Below are 22,609 nucleotides of genomic sequence, written 5' to 3' on the forward strand. Positions count from 1 at the left end.
TTGTAAACGTAAAGGGGGAGAAAGAAAATTTTCTGAAATTTAAAAAAAATTTCAGAAACCTCTTTTAAAACACAAAAAAATCTGGTATAATATAGCTTGGAGTTTTTTATTCTGAGAATTTATGCGACAATATCGCTTGATATAAAGGAGAAACTATGAAGAGATTCTTGTCCTTGCTGGCTGCGGTGGCGATTGTACTGCCATGTATCTGTGTACCGAAAGCCGGAGCCGTTAATTTTCCGCTGCTTGAACCTATCCAGAGCGAATCCGCTGTGCTTATAAATCTTGATTCCAACATGGTCATACATGAGAAGAATGCCGATACCAAGCAGATGCCGGGGCCGCTTGTAAATATAATGACTGCTGTAGTCTGTCTTGAAAACTGTGCGGATCTTGATGAAAAGGTGACTGTTGACGAGTCCATATACGAATATCTGTACAACTATGAGTATCCCGACGATCTGAGATTTGCCGAAATAGAGGACGGCGACGTTCTTACGGTGACCGATCTGCTCTATGCGATGATGCTCACATCGTCTGTGGAAGCCTGCGAGACTATCGCGTATAAGATAGGCAAGGGCGACACATCACGCTTTATCGAGATGATGAATACAAAAGCGGCGGAGCTCGGTATGTTTGATACCCATTTCACCAATGCAACAGGCTTGTACGACCCGGAACAGTACACCACAGCAAACGATATGACAAAGCTTACCATGTACGCTCTTGACGTTCCAATGTTTGAAACTATAGCGACTACCTACAGCTATACTCCTTCTATCCCGAATGGAGAACACCACGATAATCCGACTGAGTGGATATGGACTCACTCAAACGTTATGATGGACTCGGGCGGTGACTATGCATACAGCGGCGCCAAGGGAATAAAGACCGCGAACCTTGATATGGCAGGCAGAAATATCATTACCATGGCAAGCCGTGACGGAAACAAGTACCTTGCTGTGCTTATGAAGTCTCCGCTGAAATCTTCAAGCGGTGATATTGCATACTTCCATATAGTTGACGCCATCTCACTTTTTGACTGGGCATTCACACATTTCTCCTATCAGACCATTCTTGCTGATACTGCGGAGGTAGGTGAGCTTCCCGTTGAGCTTGCAGACGGCAATGACTATGTTCTTGCAAAGCCCAAGGAAGAGTTCACCCGTATCTGGTATGATGAGATAGATATATCCACAATAAGCCGTGACAAGGTGGAATGGTACAAGAGCTCATTACAGGCTCCTGTAGCAAAGGGCGAGCCTCTCGGCAAGGTAACACTTGAGTATTCGGGCGAGGAGCTGGGTACAGTTGAGATAGTAGCAGTAAGCAACGTTGAGCGCTCTGTATCAAAATATAATCTTTATGTAGCAAAGATGTTCAGGAAGTCAAGGTGGTTCAACAGAGCACTGATGATCTCGTTCCTGCTCTGCGCAATATATGTACTGATATGTATCTACGCCTATGTGGTATTCAAGAGCAAGTCAAAGCCAATGAAGCCCATATATGCAGTCCCGAAGGTAAACGATAAGGACAGACGCAGACGCAGATCACAGAACAGCGATGATAAATAACAAAAATACCGTACAGATCATACTGTACGGTATTTCTTTTATAATGTGATATATTCGCTGCTCGAATAGCCCGTTATACCGTTATAGCTGACAACGTACCAGCCGTTTGTCTCGCCGTTTATCATCACAGTTGCCCCGTCGGGCATGGTACCGATGATCTTTCCTGCAAGTGACGGGTAGCTCCGTATATTGAGGTTGCTTCCGTCGGTGGTGACAGTTCCCCAGCGGACAGCTCCCGCAGGTACAAATGGGATACCGAAATAATCGCAGAGTGAATCGGTTATATTTCTTGCAATGGCTTCAAGATTGTTCTTCAGCCACGCTTCATCTGCGTAATTATCGTGGTAGCCCAGCTCACAGAGCACTGCCACAGCCTTTGTGCGCAGCACCTCTCCCAATGAATAGGTTGGGACTGCTCTTACTTTGTCTGGCAAAGGATAAATCGATTTCAGATTATTGGCAATTATATTTGCAAGCTTTTCGCTGTAGCTGCTTTTGGGAGCAAAATAAATATCTATACCTCTCAGTCTGCCTGTCAGATTTTCGGGAGCGGCATTGGAGTGGAGGGCGAGGTGAACATCGTAGCTGCCTGCGTTGGAGTCTGCAATAGCGCCTGTAACGTTTCTCACGGGATCGTTGCGTACAAAGCTTATGCCGCATGAGCGCAGATACGGCTCCATACGGTCTGCAAGGAGATTCATGTACAGCTCCTCGTTGCCCTCAGTGGCATATTGGTTCCATTCCTGAGTAGAAGGACTTAAAAATACCTTTGGCATAAAAACATTCCTTTCTGTAAATTGAGAAAGCTCTCACTATATTTTATGCTGCGGAGAGAAAAATGTTTTTAGCTCTTGACTTTTGCTGTTTAAAGTGCTATACTTTAAATGATAAAAGATTCGGGAGGATATTTTTATGAAAATTCTTGTTGTAGGACTTGGACTTATCGGCGGTTCACTTTGCAAAGCGCTGAAAAAATATACATATCATACAGTAACAGGCTGCGACCTTAATCACGATATCGAGAACGCCGCTCTCCGCGATGTTGCACTTGACAACGTTTTCGACGGAAGCTTTGAGGGCTACGACCTTATTATAATCGCTCTTTTCCCTCAGGCTACGGAGGTGTTTTTCAATGATAATGCTTCTAAAATAAGCAAAAACACCCTTATAACCGACGTGTGCGGCATAAAGGGTGAGTTTTCCGACAGAATGAAGGCTATTGCCGAAGCAAACGGACTGAGATACGTTGGTATCCATCCCATGGCGGGCAAGGAGTTCGGCGGCTACTATAACAGTACGGCTGACCTTTTTGTAAAGGCTAATTTCATTATCGCTCCCTTTGAGGACAGCAACGAAAAGGATACAGAGCTGCTGAAAAACGTTGCATCGGAAATAGGAGCAGGCAAGATAGTAGTTACAAGTCCCGAGAACCACGATAAAATGATAGCGTATACATCTCAGCTGGCTCATATAGTTTCAAGTGCCTATGTAAAGAGCCCCGAGCTTGGTCTTGAGTGCGGATTCAGCGGAGGAAGCTTTCAGGATATGACCAGAATAGCCACTATGAACGAGAAGATGTGGACTGACCTTTTCATGCAGAACAGAGAGAACCTCCAGTACGAGCTGGATACCCTTATCGCAAACCTCAACAAGTACAGCGAGGCGCTGAAAAGCGGCGATAAGGACAAAATGAGAGCCCTCATTGCTGAGGGCAGAGAGCTCAAGGAGGAAAATCTCCGTCACAGAGTTGGTCAGCCTAACTAAAGAGCTTTTTCTCAAAATCAGGCTTGGGAGCTGTAATCTCCAGTTTATTGAGATAACTTACAGCCGAATCCTCGGGAAGTTCAAATTTAAGAGCGTAGGCGCAGAGCGCCTGACGGAATACGCCGTATCTCTTGTTTACGGCAGTATTGCCGTATTTGCCGTCGCCAAGTATGGGAGCTCCGATATGCGCAAGATGAGCGCGTATCTGATGAGTGCGTCCCGTGTACAGTGTGACTTCAACAAGGGCAAGAGGGGCTTTTTCCGCAAGGACGCGGTAGCCCGTTTTTATAATCTTAAAACCGTCAGCAGGCGAGTCGAGGATCTTCACAAGATTTCTTGACTCGTCTTTTTGATGATAGGCGGTGATTATATCCTCTGTTTTGGGCAGGGGAGATGCGGTAACACAGTGATATATCTTATGCAAATTGCCGCTTCGTATTGCTTCGTTGATGTCACGGAGAGCTGCTGCGGTCTTTGCAGCGGTCACAAGTCCGCAGGTATTTCTGTCAAGGCGGCTGCACAGTGCAGGGGCAAAGGAACTCTCGTTTTCGGGCGCGTACTCTTTTTTATTATATAAGTAGTGCTTTATCCTGTCGATAAGAGTATCGGTGAGAGGACTGCCGTTTGAGTGGGAGTCAAGTCCCACAGGCTTGCTGACAATGAGCACATTCTCGTCCTCATAGACTATGTCAAGGTCCGGGGAGCATTTCAGAAAAGACATGTCGTGCTGCTTGACCTCAGACACCTCGTCCTTGACATAAATGGTGACGATATCCCCTGTGTTAAGCCTTGAAGCTATATCGCAGCGCTTGCCGTTTATCTTTATGTCTTTTTTGCGTATCAGACGATACATCATGCTCTTGGGCATATCAGGCAGAGCTTTTGTTACAAATTTATCTATCCTTTGACCACTGTCATTGTCATTTATCACAAATTTCTTCATTTAAAATCTCCTGATTATTACAAAAAAGTATCTATAAGTTACAAAAACATTTCTTAAATTTCTTCAAACCATACAAAAATGTGCTCCTCTTGATTTTTTTTGGACTGTAACAGTTGAAAAATGTTCAGAAGTATGTTATAATTTACAAAAAGCTATGATACAGTTATTTCTTTTTTGTAACGTTAACGAAAGGGAGTTTGATCGGATATGAGGATATGTAAGAGACTGCTTTCTGTTCTGACAGCATTTTCATTTGTCGGTACAGGAGCAGTATTATCACCCTCAGAAGCTTTCGCCGAAAATAATATAAGCTGCAATATATATGATACCACAATTAGTCTTGAAAGTAAAGAGGCTTCGGGCAGTATCTTACAGGATACTGCTGACGAAAACACTGTTGAGGCTTCAAGCATGACAGAAGTACCGTTCAATGTTTTTGATATCTATAACGCTCATCAGAAATATGTGAAGCTTCATTCGGGCGACAAAAGCCTTATGTATAAAAAGACTGAAGGCATCGATGTTTCCTATGCTCAGGGGAAGATCGACTGGCAGGCTGTCAAGGACAGCGGAATAGATTTTGCCATAATAAGAGCAGGTTACGGAAATGCCGATAAGTATCCATATCAGAAGGATACATGGTTCCAGTACAACATCGAGGAAGCCAAGAAGGTCGGCATGGACGTGGGCATCTACTGGTACAGCTACGCATACAGTCCCGAGGAGGCACGGGAGGAAGCCGAGTCCTGCTATAATATCATAAAGGATTATGATATTCATTATCCTGTATATTTTGATATTGAGGAGGAGGGACAGAAAAAGCTTCCTGTTGCCGAGATATCAGCAATTATCGATTCTTTCTGTTCTACAATAGAGTCCAAGGGCTATTATGCAGGCATATACAGTTTTTCAAGTCTGCTTTCATCAAAGGTTTATCAGCAGGTACTTGACAAATATGCTATATGGGTAGCTCACTGGAACGTCAAGGCACCCGGATACAAGGGAGACTACGGCATGTGGCAGCACAGCGATGCAGGTACTGTAAACGGCATAAACACGGTCGTTGACCTTGACCACTGCTACGTGAATTATCCCTATCTTATATCACCTGATACATATGAGCCTGATGGTACAGAAACAGACGAGACCGAGAATCTTCGTCCTCTCAGTATAGACAGAGGTGTTGCAAGCGGTATCGACGTTTCGGTATGGCAGGGCAAGGTGGACTGGGAAGCAGTAAAGAATTCAGGCATAAACTATGCAATGATACGTGCAGGCTACGGCGATCTTGCTTCACAGACCGATAAGTACTTTGAAGCAAATATCGAGGGTGCTGAAAAGGCAGGTATCGACTGCGGAGCTTACTGGTACAGCTACGCTTCGTCTCCCGAGGACGCTGTCCTTGAGGCAAAGGCTTGTCTGGAGGTCATTGGCGGACATAAGTTTGCTTATCCGATATATTATTGTATAGAGGATCAGTGCTTCTCAACAATGACCAATCAGGAGATAACCGATATCATCAACGCTTTCTGCTCAACTCTTGAGAAAGAAGGCTACTATGTAGGCATAAAGAGCTATGCAAACTTCCTTAATACAAGAGTAGACGAGTCTGTTTTCTCAAAGTATGATGTGTGGGTAGCTCATTACGGAGTTTCAAAGCCGGAGTTCAGGAAGAACTACAATATGTGGCAGTACACCAACGACGGAAAGGTCGAGGGTCTGAGCGGAAGCTTCAATCTTGATTATGCTTACCTCAATTTCCCGGAGATAATGGCAAAGAACCACCTTAACGGTTTCTGATAACAAAAGCTGATATGCATACCGCTGATCTGCGGTATGCATATTTTATGTAAAGAGGATAGTTATGGTCGAATTTATAACAGGCGCAGCAGGCTGTGGAAAAACCACAAGAATGTTCGCAAAGATACAGGAAAAATGCGGAGCTGCCGATAAGCTCTGCATAATAGTTCCCGAGCAGTTTTCGCAGGATTTCGATAAAAAGCTGTATTTCTTCCTCGGTGCCGAGAACTTCAACGAGCTGTTCTCACTGAGCTTTACAGGTCTTGCAAGACAGCTCTTTCAGCTCTACGGCGACCCTGACCGCAAGGGCGAATATGCCGATGATATGGCAAAAATGATACTTATATATCAGGCTGTGAATACGGCTCTGTCCCGTCCCGAGTCCCTCAGCAGCTTCCGCAGACAGAGTATGCAGAGCGGCTTTGCCGAGGAGATAATGACGCTGATACGTGATATAAAGCGTTCGGGCATCACTCCCGAGGAGCTTGTTCAGCGCTCGCGTACTCTCGACAAGAGGCTTATGGATAAGACCGACGACGTGGCGGCTATTTTTCTTGAATATGAGCGGCTTATGGCTGAATACGGCTTCAAGGACGAGCTGGACAATATCCGCGAGGCAGCCGCTGTCGCTAATATTCATGAGTATTTCAAGGGCAAGACGGTTTTCCTTGATGAGTTTGAGAGCTTTACTGCCGACCAGTACGAAATGCTTCGCGTAATGATATCATCTGCCGAAAATGTGTGCATAGCTCTCAGAACAGACGATGTGAACGCAGGGGAGTATACCCTCTTCGAGACAGTTAACGACACCTACAGAAAGATAATGAACATCTGCCGTGAGCTCGGCAGGGAGACTGCTGTTGAAAAGTGCGGTAAATGCTATAGATTCAAAACACCCGACCTTGAATACGTCAGCAGACGGGCTCTTGTGAACCTGAGAAACGAAGCCGATAAAGCTCCGAGAGCTGAAAATGTCCATATTTTTGAGTCAAAGGATATGTACGACGAGGCGGAGTTCGTATGCGCAACAATAAAGCACATTGTCTATGAGGACAGGTCGCTGATGTACAAGGATATTGCCATAATCTCCAATGATATCGCGTTATACTCCGATGTGCTGAAGGCTTCTTTCAAGAGGTACGACATACCATATTTCCTCAGTCTTGAAAAGGAGGTTGCCCATACCTCCATAATGGTATTTTTCACGTCAATGCTTGATATTCTTTCAAGCCGACGTATCCGCTCAGAGCAGATATTCCGTTTCCTGAAAAGCGGACTCCTCGACGTCTCGCTAACCGAGGTATCACTGCTGGAAAACTACTGCTATAAATGGGACGTTGACGGCGACAGCTGGCTTGATGAGTTCAGAGCAGAGGACGAGCAGCTGGAGCTTCTGGAGAGAATCAGGAACAAGACGGTTGTCCCTCTCGTTAAGCTTAAAAAGAAGCTCAGCGGCAAAAACACTGCGGAGAAGCTTTGCTCCCTGCTGTACGACCATATAGTTTACTGCAATGCCGAGAAAAACACGGCAAAGCTCATGGGACAGCTCATTAAGCAGAACAAGGACTACGAAGCTGCGGAGCTGAAACGGCTCTGGGGCTGCCTTATGGATATACTTGACAGTCTCAGCGATACACTGGGGGATAAGGACATAAGCTTTTCGGAGTTTAACCGTATTATCCGCTCCATGATAGGACGTATCAAATACTCCGTGCCCCCACAGACGCTGGACACTGTAACGGCGGCTTCCGCACGTATGGCACGTCTGGACTCCCCGAGAGTCGTGTTCGTTATGGGAGCCAATGACGGTGACTTCCCCAATCAGATAAGCCTTCACGGGCTTTTCTCGGAGGCTGAGAAGACCAAGCTCTCCGAAAACGGCATAGAGCTTTCCACACCTCTTGCGGAGCTTATCGCTTCCGAGCGCCTTGTGGTATATAAGGCCATATCAGCGGCTTCCGACAGGCTTTATATGACCTATCCGCTGTCAGACCTTTCGGGACAGGCGAAATATCCCGCACAGATAGTAGACAGGATAATCGCCATGTTCGGCGATGAGAGCATACGCATGAACGGCAGCAGCCTTTCAGCCGACTACTACGCGGCAACGCTCCATTCTGCGTTCTATCACTATATGCAGGAGCGCAAGAGCAATAGTCCCGCCGTTGCTTCCGTTAAGGAGCTTCTCATGGGAGCTCCCGAATATAAGCGCAGGCTCTCATATGTTATGAGCAGGGGCTATCACACCCAGAGCTTCAGCATAGACAGGGACATTATGGAGAAGCTGCAAAGCTTTGAGCCCTTAAAGCTGTCCTCGTCGGGACTGGAGGAGTACAATCTCTGCCACTTCAAATACTTCTGCGATAAATGCCTGAGACTTCATCTCAATGAAAAGGTGGAGCTTGACGCCCGCATCGCAGGCGAGCTCACCCACAGGTGCTTTTACGGCATACTCAGGAAATACAGCAAGGCTGAGTTTGTGGAGCTGCCCTGCGATGAAATGAAAGCCGAGATAAACGCCTGTGCCGAGGAATACCGCACGGAGGCTCTTGCGGGAGATTTCGGCAAGGACGCCAAGTTCGACCTTATCTTCAACAAGCTCACCGAGCGTATGTCTGAGGTCTTCATGTACACTCAGCAGGCTCTTATGGCTTCGGATTTCGTACCACATAAATTTGAGCTCGACCTTCGGGACAGCCATTCTGTCATAATTCCTTTCGGGGACGGAAAACAGCTCAGCTTCGGCGGAATAGTTGACAGAGCCGATGTCTGCGATATAGACGGAGACAGATATCTCCGCATAATAGACTACAAGAGCAGCCGTAAGGACATAACTGCGGAGACTCTTGCCTGCGGAATAAATATGCAGATGCTGCTGTATCTGTTCGCTTCCACGGACAAGGGCGGCGTGTATGAGGGGTATGCTCCTGCGGGAGTTCTCTATTCTCCCGTAAGGATTTCAGAGGTACATCTGGAGTCTCACAAGGTCGATTCAAAGAACACGGGAGCTGTCAGCTCGGCGCTCCGCACCAGCGGACTTGTACTGGGCGATATGGATATCCTTGAAGCTATGGAAAAGAACGTCCGCGGCGAATACATACCCGTAAAACTTGATAAGAACGGCGTTCCGGACAAGAATTCAGCTTGTATCTCCGCAGAGGGAATGACTTTGCTGAGAAATTACACCTACGGCAAGCTTCAAAGCATGGCGGAGTCCCTGCTTGCAGGCGACGCAGAGGCGATACCACTTCTCATGGGGAACAAGCTGCCCTGTACTTACTGTGAGTACATGAATATATGCGATAATTCCGAGCTTGAACGCCAGAGAACGCCCGACGACAGCGCAGTAGCCGAGGCACAGGCGATACTCGGAAAAAAATATAAGGGAGAGGAGGAGTAATATGGGCTGGACCCAACAGCAGCAGAACGCAATAGACGCCAGAGATACGTCACTTATCGTATCCGCAGCCGCAGGAAGCGGCAAGACCGCTGTACTTACGGAAAGACTTGTTCAGCTCATAGCGGACAAGGATTCGGGAGTCCGTGCGGACAGAATGGTAGTGGTAACATTTACCAACGACGCCGCAGCGGAGCTGAAAAAGCGCCTTGACAGCAAGCTCCGCGCTATTATAAACGATCGCCCCGACGACCGTCATCTGCTGAAACAGCAGATACTTCTCCAGAGCGCAAGAATATCCACTATCAACTCTTTCTGCTTCGATCTTATCAGGGACAACATCGGCGAAAACGGCATAACCTCGGGGTTCAGCGTTCTCGACGACACCGACAACAAGGTGCTGAGAGCCCGTGCCCTTGAGGAGCTTATCAACTACTACAGCAAGAACGAGTACGACAAAATATCCTTTATGTACGACAGCTTCTGCATCAAGGACGAAAAGCGCCTTGTAGAGGTCATTGAGCGTGCCGATAATTTCCTTTCATCGGTGGCTATGTCGGATAAATGGCTGGAAAAAGCCGTCGCCAACTACAATACCGACTTTGAGGATTCCATATATTATCAAAAGCTTATTGAAACTCTTACCCGTCAGCTTGAATCGGCGCTGAGGACTGCTGATGATAATTTGGGCATGATAAGCCGCATATTCCCTGATATGTCAGCTCCTGCGGCAGTAAAGTCCTATGAGCAGGCTGAGAACGATTACGACAATGTATCCGATCTTCTCGGAGTGTTCAGAAGCGGACGTATCCCCACATTAGAGGAGTGTGCAAAAGCTGAGAGCTTTGCAGACCTTGTGAGAGTGGGGAAAACTGTCCACGACAAGGCGCTGAGGGAGATATTCAAGAAAAAGCGAGATATTATAAAAAAGACTGTTTCCAAGGTCGTAAGCAGCATAACGTCGCTGGACAGCGACTTTGCCGAGAGCGGCGAGGTAACGGCTGTTCTTATGGAGATGCTGAAAAAGTACCACGAGATAGTCTGGGAGAAAAAGTGTGAGAAAAACGCCCTCAGCTTCGACGACGGCGAGCGCCTTGCACTGGATATACTGGCTGCCGAGGACGAAAATGGCAGGATAATACAGTCGGAGGCGGCAGAAAAGATAGCCGACTATTACGATATAATCATGATCGACGAGTATCAGGACTCCAACAACAAGCAGGATCTGATATTCAAGCTTATATCCAAGGATTACAAGCTCAGCGAAAACGGGGAGCCCCTTTACGGGGACAATGTTTTTCTTGTAGGCGACGTAAAGCAGTCTATTTACCGTTTCAGACTGGCTAATCCGCGGAACTTCATAACCACTCTTAAAGGCGCGGACAGATATTCAGCCGACAGCGTCAGCAAGAACCAGTACATAACTCTTAATAAGAACTTCCGCAGTTCGCCTCAGGTCATCGACTTCGTAAACTATGTTTTTTCGCAGATAATGAGCGAGAACTGCGGCGATATAGACTATAACAGCGACGAAATGCTCTATTTCGGTGCGGAGCAGTTCTCAGCGGCGGACGGAAGCGACCGCATTACCCATATCTCGTTTATAAATGACGAGCCCAGCGAGGTGGAGGACGACAGCGCTAATACTGACGCAAAGGCTGACCGCGAAGCTGTATTTACGGCGCAGAAGATTGCACAAATGCTTAAAGATGGCGTTCTTGTCACGGACAGGGACGGCACTCAGCGTCCCTGCAGACCGTCGGACTTCTGTATTCTCGTCAGAAATAACTCTTACATAAATGCTTATGCGGACGAGCTGAACAGACTTGGCGTGCCTGCAAAGGGCAACGAGGAAGCAGGCTATCTCAAATCCCGAGAGATAGCAGTTCTCATCGACCTGCTGAGAGTTATCAGCAACCCTTTGCAGGATATACCTATGGCGGCTGTTATGACCTCGCCAATGTATATGTTCAGTATCTCTGACCTTGCGGTGATAAAGTCTCTTGATAAGCACAGGGCGCTCTTTGCTATAATACGCGGACTTGCAGAGGGCGATTATGAGGAATGCACGGATATGTTTCTGAGGGAGCACTGTATGGAATTCCTTGAATCCCTTGACGAATTCAGGCTTGATTCGGTGACTATGACTCTCGGAGAGCTTATCGGCGAGATATACGACACCACGGATTTCATATCCGTTATGCAGCTCTACAGCGACGGCGACCAGAAGCGTGCGAACCTTCGCGTACTTATCCAATACGCCCAGAATTACGAGAACTCCGCAGCCTTTGACGGCACAGGAGGCTTGAACGGATTCCTGCGTCACCTGGACAGAGTTATGGAGAACGGCGATTACGCACAGGGAAAAATATCCGCTTCATCGGGGGAGTACGTCAGCGTGCTTACCCTGCATCGCTCAAAGGGACTGGAATTCCCATTTGTTTTCATAGCCGAGACCTCTGTGAACTTCAAGTTTGATTCCAAAACTGTTATGTGCAGCGACGACGGCAGGATAGGCTATGTGCTATATGACCCCACGCTGTTCCGCAAATACAGGACGTTTCAGCAGACCATGCTGTCTGCCGAGGAAGAAAAGGCGACCCGCAGCGAGGAAATGAGACTGCTCTATGTAGGACTTACAAGAGCTCAGCAGCAGCTCTTCATCAATCTGAAATGCAGTGAAAAGGCGCTGAAACGCGTGAATGCGCTCATTGAAAGCTGTATGCTCCACAATGACGATATAACCGAATGGGTGTCGGAGGCTAAGAGCTTCTCCGACTGGCTGTGGGCGGCTGTTGTACGCAGCACTGAGTTTGGGGATATAGCTCAGCAGCTTGGACTTGATGTGAGCAGGCTCGGAGCAGGCATATCAGCTGATAAGCTATTTGAATATGAGATAGCCGATACTGGTGCTGCGGAGCTTACCGAGGAAGAAACAGTCGAAGATGAAGCAGTCCCTGACGTTGAGCTTATCGCCCGCATGAAAGAGCTCATAGATTTCCGGTATGACAGGACTCTCTCCGAAACTCCTGCAAAGCTCAGTGTTACCCAGATAACAAAGAAGCTGAAAGAGAACGACGACAGCTTCGATTTCAGGCTGAAACGTCCAAGGTTCAAGTCCGAGGGCTCAAAGCTCACAGGCGCTGAGCGGGGAACAGCAATACATACATTCTTCCAGTACTGCGATTTTGACAGCGCTATTGAAGCTCCCGAGGCGGAGATAGCAAATGTCTCTCAGAAAGGCTATATAAGTCCTGCTGAGGCTGAGTCCATAAGCGCGGAGAATGTCTCGGCGTTCTTCAAAAGCCCGCTGTACGGCAGGATAAAGAGCTCTCTGCGATATGTGAGGGAGAAGAAATTCATGGTCGCAGTCTCTCAGCTCAACGTAGAGAACGAAACTCTCGACAGGCTTAAAAAGTCCGACGGTATGATAAAGGGCATCATAGACCTTATGTTTGAGGAGCCAGATGGCATTGTAATAGTTGATTACAAGTCCGACAGGGGAGTATCTCTTGCGGCGCTGAAAGAGCGTTATTCCATGCAGCTGAAGCTCTACAAGGCGGCAATAGAGCTGACTACAGGCAAAAAGGTCAAGGAAATGCTGCTCTACTCATTTGAGCTTAAAGACAGCATAAATGTTGAACTATGAGGACAGAGCTCTCCGAAAGGGGAGCTCTTTGTGCTGTCTGTATAAGATAGAACATAGTTTTTGTCTAATTCGGAGAATATGAAAAAAATGTTGACAAGAATTTTTTTGTGTACTATAATATAAGATACAGAGATATATAATATTATGGTGTAGAATGAACAAAAGAAGGAAACAAATATCGCAATGCTTATAAAAATATACAGGCACAGCGGTTTTCCTTTAAAGTTCTAATATTTTTCGGAGTCATGACTATGGGCTGAGTGCAGGCTTTTGCAGACGTACTGTTTCTGCATGACCTGTTATCGGTTCAGGCTGACATAAAAGGTGTCGCACCTTTATTTCCGAGTTTCTACAGAACAGGCAGGAAAACAGCAGTGTCTTTTTTATTTCCCTGCCGACGGACAGGTCGGGGGACAGGATCAAAGACAAATTGGCTGAATGCTATTCTGATAAAACATAAATAATACTCAGATGCACAATGCGTCTGAATGATCGGCGGAAAAAGAAAAAAGCGCCTACAGAAAGATAACCACAGTATTATTTTATGATGTAGAACAAAAAATCGGAGGATATAATCAAAATGCAGGAGCCAAAGAAAAAGAAGCTCAGGCTCAGCAGAGTACTGCTGGCTATGGGCGCTATTGTGGTCACACTTTCAGGAGCTGATACGCTCAGAAGAAGTCTGGCATCACAGCAGCCCTACAATCTTACAATTAACGGAACATTCCGCAGCTCAGAAGCTCAGGAGGAAGCACCTACGGGAAGCAGCCTTTCGCTGGGAACAACCGACGAAATGACAACTGCCTTTGAAGGTGTGAAGTATCTTGGCTATTCTGAGTACGAGATCTCAAAAAATGATCTTGCAGAAGGATTGCTTGCAATATATACCGAAAGCGCTCCCGCTAAAGAGGAAAACAGTAAAGCACTGGTTGACCTGTCGGAAGAGAAGAACGAATTCTATACCCTTGTTGACGAGGAGGTATTCCTCAACGAGGACGCGGCAGAGGCACTCAACTCCATGATGGAGGATTATGCAAACCAGACTGCTTTAGCTGATTTTATCGTATACGGAACTACCGATACATATACAGGTGAAAATTCATACTGCCCAAAGTCTTTCAGCGAGTCCAAGGCAGGTTACTGCGTAGACCTCGCACTTAATGCCTATGGCTCTGTGCTGTCATACGACGGATATGATACAGAGGGCTGGATAGTTGAGAACTGCTGGAAGTACGGATTTATAGTAAGGTATCCGCAGAATAAGAAGGACAAGACAGGCAATGAATATTGTCCGTGGCATCTCAGATACGTGGGTGAGGTACACGCGGCAATAATGGCTAAAAAGGAAATGTGTCTGGAAGAGTACGTTGACTTCCTTGAGCAGTATACCTTTGAAGAGCCCTATTCCTTTACGTTCAATAATAAGGGATATCAGGTGTACTCTGTTACCGGAAACGACGAGAAGTACAAAACGAGAGTACCGATATCGGGTAATTACGAGATTACAGGCGATAATAAGGACGCGTTCATTATCACCGCTTTAAAAAATGAATAATATAAGGGAGCAGCTTGTTGCTGCTCCTTTTTTCATTTTTTTGCAAAAAATCGCATATTATCCTGTGAGGTGATGAATATGCTGAGAAAATTACGGACCTGGGCTGCTTTTATTGCAATATGCGTATTTTCGGCTTTATTTATGGGAGCTGTGGAAAGTGAAGAGCCTGAGCCTAAGGCATATGTGCTCATGGAAGCCGAAACACATACGGTACTCAATGAGCTCAACGCCGATAAACGGCTCAACGGGAGCTATCTCACAAAGCTTATGAGCGTCCTGCTCATTGCCGAGGATATACAGAATGGGGAGTATTCCCTTGCTGACGAGCTTACGGCTTCCGAGAGCGTTACAAATACCAAAGGTGCGGTGATATGGCTTGAAAGCGGCGACAAAATAACAGTTGAAGAACTCCTCAAAAGCGTTATTATCGGCAACGCCAACGACGCAATGACCGTTCTTGCGGAGAAGTCAGCGGGGAGTATCGAGAGCTTCGTCATGGACATGAACGCAAAGGCTTTTGACCTTGGACTCCGCGATACAAGGTTCGTTTCGCCTTATGGGTATTATTCGCCCGATGAGTACACCACAGCCCATGATATGGCGGTGATATGCTGTCAGCTGGCGGAGTACGACTTCCTTGCGCCCATGTTTACAACGTGGCGTGACTTCGTAAAGGGCGGTAGAACAGAGCTTGTCAGCGAGAACACTCTCACAAGGACGTACGACCGACACATCGGCTTCAAGGCCTGCCATTCCGATGAAGCGGGATACTGCATTGCGGAGGGCGGCAGAAACGAAAAGGGCAGTACTTTTGTCTCGGTAGTTCTTGGTTCTGAGAATGAGGATATATCCTTCGGGACGGCAAAAAGGCTTTTGCGCAGCGGCTTCAGCGGCTATAAGGTGACCTTTACCATGTTCCCCGACGAGATGCTTGCTCCCGTAAAGGTGAAAAACGGAACTGCTTCAGCTGTTGAGATATACCTGAAAGAGCAGGGAAAAGCGGCTGTTCCAAAGGGCTCGGGAGAGCTTCGTGCCCGTGTGGTCATCCCCGAATACCTGACAGCTCCCGTAAGAATTGGTCAGCCAATCGGTACGGCAGCCTTCTATAATGACGATATGCTTGTCTATGAGACTGAACTGCTTACTAAAAGCGCCGTTCCCAAGCTGAGCTACAGTTATGTTTTGGGTAAGCTGTTGGAGAAAATGATGGAAAAATAAGAGAATAATTGTTATAAATATACAAATGTTGAAATTGTTACGCAAAGGGCTTGAAAAAAATCCGAAAATATAGTATCATAAAGATGGTAAATTATATTTGTATGGCTTTTCATACATATTGGAGGTAAATTCTAATGTCTTTAAAACTCAACACCAAATACTTGAAGGACTTCGTCAATGCTGACGAGCTGACAGGCATCAAGGCTCAGGTAGAGGCTGCTGCTCAGTCACTTCACAGCAAGTCAGGTCTGGGCAATGACTTTTTAGGCTGGGTAGAGCTCCCTACAGCCTATGATAAGGAAGAATTTGCACGTATCAAGGCAGCTGCCGAGAGAATAAAGGCAAATTCCGATATCCTTATCGTTATCGGTATCGGTGGTTCATATCTCGGTGCAAGAGCAGCTATCGAGCTTCTCAAGTCTCCTCTTTATAACAATATGAAGAAGGACACACCTGATATCTACTACGTTGGAAACAGCATCAACCCTGCTTACCTTAACGAGATCATTGCACTCTGTGAGGGTAAGGACTTCTCTGTAAACGTTATCTCTAAGTCAGGTACTACTACAGAGCCCGCTCTTGCTTTCAGGATCTTCAAGAAAATGGTTGAGGATAAATACGGCAAGAAAGAGGCTAAGAACCGTATTTTCGCTACTACAGACAAGGCAAGAGGAACTCTCAAGAACCTCTCTGACGCTGAGGGTTACGAGACTTTCGTTATCCCTGACGATGTAGGAGGACGTTTCTCAGTTCTTACAGCTGTTGGTCTGCTTCCTATCGCAGTTGCAGGCTGTGACATCGACGCTCTTATGAAGGGTGCCGCTAAGGCACAGGCTGATTTCTGCGCTGATTTCGACAACAACGACTGCTATAAGTATGCTGCACTCAGAAATATCCTTTATAGAAAGGGCAAGTCAGTTGAAATGCTGGTTTCTTACGACCCAAGCTTCGTAATGATGTCTGAGTGGTACAAGCAGCTCTTCGGCGAGAGCGAGGGCAAGGACAACAAGGGTATATTCCCGTCAGCAGCTGTTTTCTCAACAGATCTTCACTCAATGGGCCAGTATATCCAGGACGGTGCAAGAATCCTCTTCGAGACAGTCGTTGATATCAAGAAGCCCAAGACTGATCTCTTCCTGGAGCCCGACGCAGAGAACCTTGACGGACTCAACTTCCTTACAAACCAGAATATGTCCATCGTAAACAGAAAGGCTTTCGAGGGTACAGTTCTCGCTCATACAGAGGGCGGTGTTCCAAATATCATACTCGAGCTTGATGATACTACAGAGGAAAATGTAGGCTACATGATCTACTTCTTTGAGAAAGCTTGTGCTATCTCAGGCTATGTTCTCGGAGTTAATCCTTTCAATCAGCCGGGTGTTGAAAGCTATAAGTCCAATATGTTTGCACTTCTCGGCAAGCCCGGATATGAGGGCGCAAAGGCAGCTCTTGAAGCTAAGCTCGGCTGATAGGTCCGTTTAGCTCATAATACAAAATATAATACGTCACAAATGCCGCAAGGCACGGAAGGAGTAAATTATGATTAAACTTATTACAGGCAAAAAAGGCACAGGTAAGACAAAGATACTCATCGACCAGATCAACGAGGCTGTAAAGTCTACAAACGGCAACCTCGTTTGCATCGAAAAGGGCGATAATATCAGACGTTCTATCAGCTTCAGAGTTAGATGGTGCGATACAGAGAGCTTTGCTATCGAGGGTGTAGATGCATTCTACGGCTTTGTAGCAGGTATGCTGGCAGGCAACTACGATATCAAGGACGTTTTTGTTGACGGTATCCTCAAGATCGTTGGCAGAGATTACGATGCTCTTGGCGGACTTTTCGAGAAGCTGGACAAGCTCACAGGCGAAGAGGCTACTATCGTATTCACAGTTTCTGCTGATGATGCAGAGCTTCCCGAGAGCGTTAAGCAGTTCATCAAGTAATTCTGCGAAAAATTTGAAATTTTTACACCGAAGTATTGACAGATAAAGTCATTTGGTGTATAATATATCTTATAGTGCTCTGAAGGATTGTTATATGAAGATCAATTTAAAGCAGATATTCAATATTGTCGGAGAGAAAAAAGATTTCTCCTATGAGATAACCGCAGACGAATTCAATGATATAAAAGGTTTTTCCTTTGGTTCGGACGTTAGTCTCAGCGGAAAATTCTACAACAGAGCAGGTGTAGTCTATCTTGACTATACCGCTGTATTCAAGCTTCTTCACACCTGCGACAGGTGTCTGAAAGAGTTTTCCGAGGACTATGATCTTTCTTTCGATCATATTGTTGTTCCTTCCGTCAGCAACGACGATAACGATGATTATCTTGTGGCAGACGGCGAGAGCATTGAATTGAATGAAGTTGCACTGAACGATATTCTTCTCAGCCTGCCGACTAAGGTGCTTTGCAGGGAAGACTGCAAGGGACTTTGTATGGTATGCGGCTGCGACCTGAATGAGACTCAGTGTGATCATCTTAATTAATCTGAGCCGTGAGGCTCTGTAAGGAGGTGCCAGAATGGCTGTACCAAAGAGAAAAACTTCTAAGGCAAGACGCGATAAGAGACGCAGTGCTGTATGGAAGCTTGAAGCACCCGCAATGTCCAAGTGTGACAACTGCGGCGCATATAAGGCTCCGCATAAGGTTTGCAAAAACTGCGGATTCTATAAGGGCGTTGAGGTCCTTAAGATCGACGCTGAATAATCGGCTTGATCCGATAAAAGAGAAGGAGAGGAGGAGTGGATCCTTCTCTCCTTTTTAAGTTTCAGCGGATATCTCAGTGCTTATGAAAGCTTATATTCGTATAATACAGCTGTGAGCTGACGCAGTGTAAATATATCGGCTTTTGGGGGAGAATATGGAAAAGGACAGCAGGCTAAAAGTCATAAACCGCGATGTGATAAAGTATATCATTATATTTTTCATGTTCTGGGGACACCTCTTTGCATGGCTCAGCGTGGGCGATACACCGCCCGACGGTCTGTTTGAGGACTGCCCCTTATGGCAGAGGATATTCATCGAGCTGAGTCTGCTTACTCCGCCTGTTATGTTTTTCTTTATTGCCGACGGCTACAAGTATACCCGTTCCGTGAAGAAATACGCTCAGAGGCTGTTCCTGTTCGCGTGTATAACACAGGTGCCCTTTACCATTTTGTGGGGACCTATAACAGGCTGGTGGGGCGCTAACATCATGTTCACCCTGTTTTTCTGTCTGCTTACACTGTGCGCTTGGGAGAGCCATTTCAAGCTCTGGCAGCGCATCGCCCTTGTGATGCTGATATGCGGAGCTACGGCAGTCCTTGTTTCCGAGTGGATGATATTCGGTCCGCTCACTGTGCTGGGACTCCATATTTTCCGCGAAAAGCCAAAGGCAAGGCTCATATGGTACAGCTCGGTATGGGCAGCTTATATCCTGATGAGCTTCATACCTTACTGTATACAGGGCTTAAAGCCTATAATGATAGAGGTCACAGCTGTGCATATATTCGACTTTGCTGCGGCATATGCCCTGATGACCGTATTTTATAACGGAAAAAAGGGAAGATTCCCGAAATTTTCCAAGTGGTTTTTCTATATATTCTATCCTGCCCATTTATGGCTGGCAGTGATACTGAGACTGGTTTTGAAATAAAAAGAGAGAAAGGAGAGCAATGTAATGTCATTACCGATAGTTGCAGTTGTTGGACGTCCTAATGTAGGAAAGTCCACACTTTTCAACAAGCTTATAGGACAGCGCTTATCTATCGTAGAGGATACTCCCGGTGTTACACGCGACCGTATCTACTCTAAGTGTGAATGGCGCGGCAAGGAGTTCATGGTGGTGGATACAGGCGGTATTGAGCCTGACAGCAACGACGTTATCCTTGCACAGATGAGAAGACAGTCGGAGCTTGCTATCGAAAAGGCTGACGTTATCGTCTTTGTCACCGATATTCGCTGCGGAGTTACCGCTGACGATTACGCTGTGGCACAGATGCTCCTGAAAAGCGGCAAGCCTATTGTTCTTGCTGTAAATAAAGTTGATAATCTCGGAGACCCTCCGCTGGAGCTTTACGAGTTCTATAATCTGGGACTGGGCGATCCCTATCCTATATCCTCCGTTCACGGACACGGTACAGGCGATATGCTGGACAAAGTATATGAGAGCCTGCCTGACGGTGAGGAGGCGGATTACGGAGAGGATCACATCAAGGTAGCCGTTATCGGTAAGCCTAACGCAGGAAAGTCCTCACTTATCAACAAGATAGCAGGCGAGGAGCGCGTTATAGTTTCCGATATTGCGGGAACTACCCGTGATTCAACGGATACAGTCATCGAGAATGAGTTCGGCAAGTTCGTTTTCATCGATACAGCAGGTATCCGCAAGAAGTCAAAGGTCACGGAAAAGGTGGAGCATTACAGCGTTCTCCGTGCATATATGGCTGTTGACAGAGCTGATGTGTGCGTAATTATGCTTGACGCCTCTGAGGGCTTCACAGAGCAGGATTCAAAGGTAGCGGGCTACGCTCACGAACAGGGAAAAGCCTGCGTTGTAGCTGTCAACAAGTGGGATCTCATCGAAAAGGACGATAAGACCATGCAGGAGTACAGAACAAAGCTGGAAAACGACTTCAGCTTCATGTCATACGTACCCTTTGTATTTATCTCCGCAAAGACAGGGCAGCGTATCAACAAGCTCTATGAGCTTATCAAGTACGTATATGAGCAGAACAGCATGAGAATATCCACAGGTATGCTCAATGATGTCCTTGCCTATGCCACTACAAGAGTTCAGCCCCCCTCAGACAAGGGCAGACGACTGAAAATATACTACATGACTCAGCCCTCCACAAAGCCGCCTACCTTCGTTACATTCGTAAACAGGGCAGACCTTTTCCATTTCTCATACAGAAGATATATTGAAAATCAAATACGCTCAACATTCGGACTTGAAGGAACTCCTGTTCGTTTTATTGTCCGTGAGAGGGGAGGAAATGATAAATAATGAAGGTGTTTTTCTCGATTATTGCTGCCGCAGGTCTTGGCTATTTCCTCGGCAGTCTCAATTTCTCTATCATTGTTGTCAGAATGATGACAGGCAGAGATATCCGCGATATGGGCAGTAAGAACGCAGGTCTCACCAATACCCTGAGATGCGCAGGCAAGCCATGTGCCCTCCTTACTCTCATAGGCGATCTTCTCAAGGGCGTTATAGCAGTATTCCTTGCAAGAGGCTTCTGCCACCTGCTACACGCAGGTTTGCTCCCCGGAAATGATACCCACTATATAGGCTATATAGCAGGCCTCTTCGCTATTATAGGACATGTTTTTCCTATATACTACGGCTTCAAGGGCGGAAAGGGCGTTCTTGTGGGAGCAGCTTCATTCCTTGCAGTTGACTACAAGGTATTCCTTGCACTTCTTGCTATTTTTGTAGTGATACTTGCAATATCCAAGTACGTTTCACTTGCGTCAATGATCTCAACAGCATACTGTCCGCTGGCAACACTGCTTATGTCATGGATAGTTGACGGCTATTCCTTTGGAAGAAGCTGTTTCTATATGCTTTTGTCACTGCCAATGGCGGCAATGGTCATATATATGCACCGCACAAATATCCGGAGACTTATTGACGGAAATGAGAATAAATTTACATTCAACACCATAGATATAGGCAGAGACTGATTTATCGTAAGGAGTGATCTTCTATGGCAAAAATAGTTATACTCGGTTCGGGCGGTTTTGGTCTTGCACTTGCAATAATGGCTGAACACTGCGGAAAACATGATGTTACAGTATGGTCGAAGTTCCAGTCGGAAATAGATGATATCCGCTCTCACGGAGAGCATGTACAGAAGCTCCCCGGAGTTCCTGTGTCAGAGAGCATCGCAATGACAAGCGATATATCCTGTATCAAGGGCTGCGATATGCTTGTATTCGGCATACCGTCCTCATTTGTACGCAGCGTGGCAAAGGAAGCTGCGCCATACTGCGATGATAATATGGTCATTGTCAATACAGGCAAGGGACTTGAAGAGGGCAGCCTTAAAACTCTCAGCGAGGTCATATGTGAGGAGATACCCACAAAGAAAATGGTAGTGCTTTCAGGTCCGTCCCATGCTGAGGAAGTGGCAAGATGCGTGCCCACAACTGTTGTTGCAGCCTCTGAGAATCACGAAGCTGCCGAGTATGTTCAGCGTGAATTCGGCAATAATTTTATGAGGATATATCTCAACGACGATGTAAAGGGCTGCGAGATAGGCGGAGCTCTCAAGAATATCATTGCTCTCTGCGTTGGTATATGCGACGGTCTGGGCTACGGTGACAACACCAAGGCTGCACTTATGACCCGCGGTATCCATGAGATAGCCCGCCTCGGAAAAGCGGCAGGCGCTAACCCTGTAACTTTCAGCGGTCTCACAGGTATCGGAGACCTTATCGTTACCTGTACAAGTATGCACAGCCGCAACAGACGTGCAGGCATACTTATCGGTCAGGGAGTATCTCCCGAGGAAGCTGTTGAACGCGTAGGCACTGTTGAGGGCTATTTCTGCTGCAAGGCTGCATACGGTCTTGCAAAGCGTCTCGGCGTTGAACTTCCTATTACCGAGCAGCTCAATGAGGTGCTTTTCAACGGCGGAGATGTAAGACACGCACTGGGCGCACTTATGAACCGTCCACAGATCTACGAAGAAATATAATAAGCGACACTATACGAGGTG

The 22,609-nt window shown here is 46.6% G+C and carries 17 protein-coding genes; 15 read left to right on the top strand and 2 right to left on the bottom strand.

The features are described from left to right. Positions 1–155 precede the first annotated feature (155 nt). The gene (locus N774_RS0100685) at positions 156–1,574 is read left to right on the top strand and encodes a D-alanyl-D-alanine carboxypeptidase family protein (protein ID WP_024859389.1); all 1,419 of its coding nucleotides are present in this window, start codon (positions 156–158) and stop codon (positions 1,572–1,574) included. 38 nt (positions 1,575–1,612) lie between these two features. On the opposite strand, the gene N774_RS0100690 is transcribed toward N774_RS0100685, so the two are convergent. After that, on the bottom strand, positions 1,613–2,350 hold the full coding sequence (locus N774_RS0100690) for an SH3 domain-containing protein (protein WP_024859390.1): 738 nt from the start codon (positions 2,348–2,350) through the stop codon (positions 1,613–1,615). 136 nt (positions 2,351–2,486) lie between these two features. On the opposite strand from N774_RS0100690, the gene N774_RS0100695 reads away from it, so the two are divergent. After that, positions 2,487–3,338, top strand: a complete 852-nt coding sequence (locus N774_RS0100695) for a prephenate dehydrogenase (protein ID WP_024859391.1) — start codon at positions 2,487–2,489, stop codon at positions 3,336–3,338. Here the strand turns inward: N774_RS0100695 and N774_RS0100700 are convergent. Next, positions 3,331–4,281 (bottom strand): RluA family pseudouridine synthase, encoded by a 951-nt coding sequence (locus N774_RS0100700; protein ID WP_024859392.1) that lies wholly within the window; start codon positions 4,279–4,281, stop codon positions 3,331–3,333. The genes N774_RS0100695 and N774_RS0100700 overlap by 8 nt on opposite strands. Before the next feature lie 207 nt (positions 4,282–4,488). Between N774_RS0100700 and N774_RS17860 the strand changes: the two genes are divergently transcribed. The 13 genes from N774_RS17860 to N774_RS0100765 all read left to right on the top strand — a co-directional run bounded on the left by N774_RS17860 (position 4,489) and on the right by N774_RS0100765 (position 22,588). Beyond that, positions 4,489–6,081 carry a glycoside hydrolase family 25 protein gene (locus N774_RS17860; protein ID WP_080770390.1) on the top strand — a complete coding sequence of 531 codons (1,593 nt, stop codon included), beginning with the start codon at positions 4,489–4,491 and terminating at the stop codon, positions 6,079–6,081. A 64-nt stretch (positions 6,082–6,145) separates the two neighbouring features. Next, positions 6,146–9,481, top strand: a complete 3,336-nt coding sequence (locus tag N774_RS0100710) for a PD-(D/E)XK nuclease family protein (protein ID WP_024859394.1) — start codon at positions 6,146–6,148, stop codon at positions 9,479–9,481. Between the two features lies 1 nt (position 9,482). Beyond that, positions 9,483–13,127 carry a helicase-exonuclease AddAB subunit AddA gene (gene addA / locus N774_RS0100715; protein WP_024859395.1) on the top strand — a complete coding sequence of 1,215 codons (3,645 nt, stop codon included), beginning with the start codon at positions 9,483–9,485 and terminating at the stop codon, positions 13,125–13,127. Between the two features lie 580 nt (positions 13,128–13,707). Next, positions 13,708–14,682, top strand: coding sequence for a M15 family metallopeptidase (locus N774_RS17865; RefSeq protein WP_024859396.1), 975 nt, complete (start codon positions 13,708–13,710; stop codon positions 14,680–14,682). Positions 14,683–14,760: 78 nt separating this feature from the next. Beyond that, a complete protein-coding gene (locus N774_RS0100725) occupies positions 14,761–15,900 on the top strand; it encodes a D-alanyl-D-alanine carboxypeptidase family protein (protein WP_024859397.1) in 1,140 nt (379 codons plus the stop codon). A 134-nt stretch (positions 15,901–16,034) separates the two neighbouring features. Then, complete coding sequence (locus N774_RS0100730) at positions 16,035–17,369, top strand: glucose-6-phosphate isomerase (protein ID WP_024859398.1); 1,335 nt, start codon at positions 16,035–16,037, stop codon at positions 17,367–17,369. Positions 17,370–17,439: 70 nt separating this feature from the next. Further along, complete coding sequence (locus N774_RS0100735) at positions 17,440–17,847, top strand: hypothetical protein (protein WP_024859399.1); 408 nt, start codon at positions 17,440–17,442, stop codon at positions 17,845–17,847. Between the two features lie 94 nt (positions 17,848–17,941). After that, positions 17,942–18,391, top strand: coding sequence for a YceD family protein (locus tag N774_RS0100740; protein WP_024859400.1), 450 nt, complete (start codon positions 17,942–17,944; stop codon positions 18,389–18,391). Between the two features lie 34 nt (positions 18,392–18,425). Beyond that, the gene (rpmF, locus tag N774_RS0100745; RefSeq protein WP_019678749.1) at positions 18,426–18,611 is read left to right on the top strand and encodes a 50S ribosomal protein L32; all 186 of its coding nucleotides are present in this window, start codon (positions 18,426–18,428) and stop codon (positions 18,609–18,611) included. A gap of 154 nt (positions 18,612–18,765) precedes the next feature. Then, positions 18,766–19,539, top strand: coding sequence for a TraX family protein (locus N774_RS0100750; RefSeq protein ID WP_024859401.1), 774 nt, complete (start codon positions 18,766–18,768; stop codon positions 19,537–19,539). A 24-nt stretch (positions 19,540–19,563) separates the two neighbouring features. Beyond that, positions 19,564–20,892, top strand: coding sequence for a ribosome biogenesis GTPase Der (gene der / locus N774_RS0100755; protein WP_024859402.1), 1,329 nt, complete (start codon positions 19,564–19,566; stop codon positions 20,890–20,892). Further along, positions 20,892–21,572 carry a glycerol-3-phosphate 1-O-acyltransferase PlsY gene (gene plsY / locus N774_RS0100760; protein WP_024859403.1) on the top strand — a complete coding sequence of 227 codons (681 nt, stop codon included), beginning with the start codon at positions 20,892–20,894 and terminating at the stop codon, positions 21,570–21,572. The genes der and plsY overlap by 1 nt, the downstream gene beginning before the upstream one ends. Before the next feature lie 23 nt (positions 21,573–21,595). Further along, a complete protein-coding gene (locus tag N774_RS0100765; protein ID WP_024859404.1) occupies positions 21,596–22,588 on the top strand; it encodes an NAD(P)H-dependent glycerol-3-phosphate dehydrogenase in 993 nt (330 codons plus the stop codon). Positions 22,589–22,609 lie beyond the last annotated feature (21 nt).

This window comes from Ruminococcus flavefaciens AE3010, from assembly GCF_000526795.1.
In the GTDB taxonomy this organism is placed as follows: domain Bacteria; phylum Bacillota; class Clostridia; order Oscillospirales; family Ruminococcaceae; genus Ruminococcus; species Ruminococcus flavefaciens_D.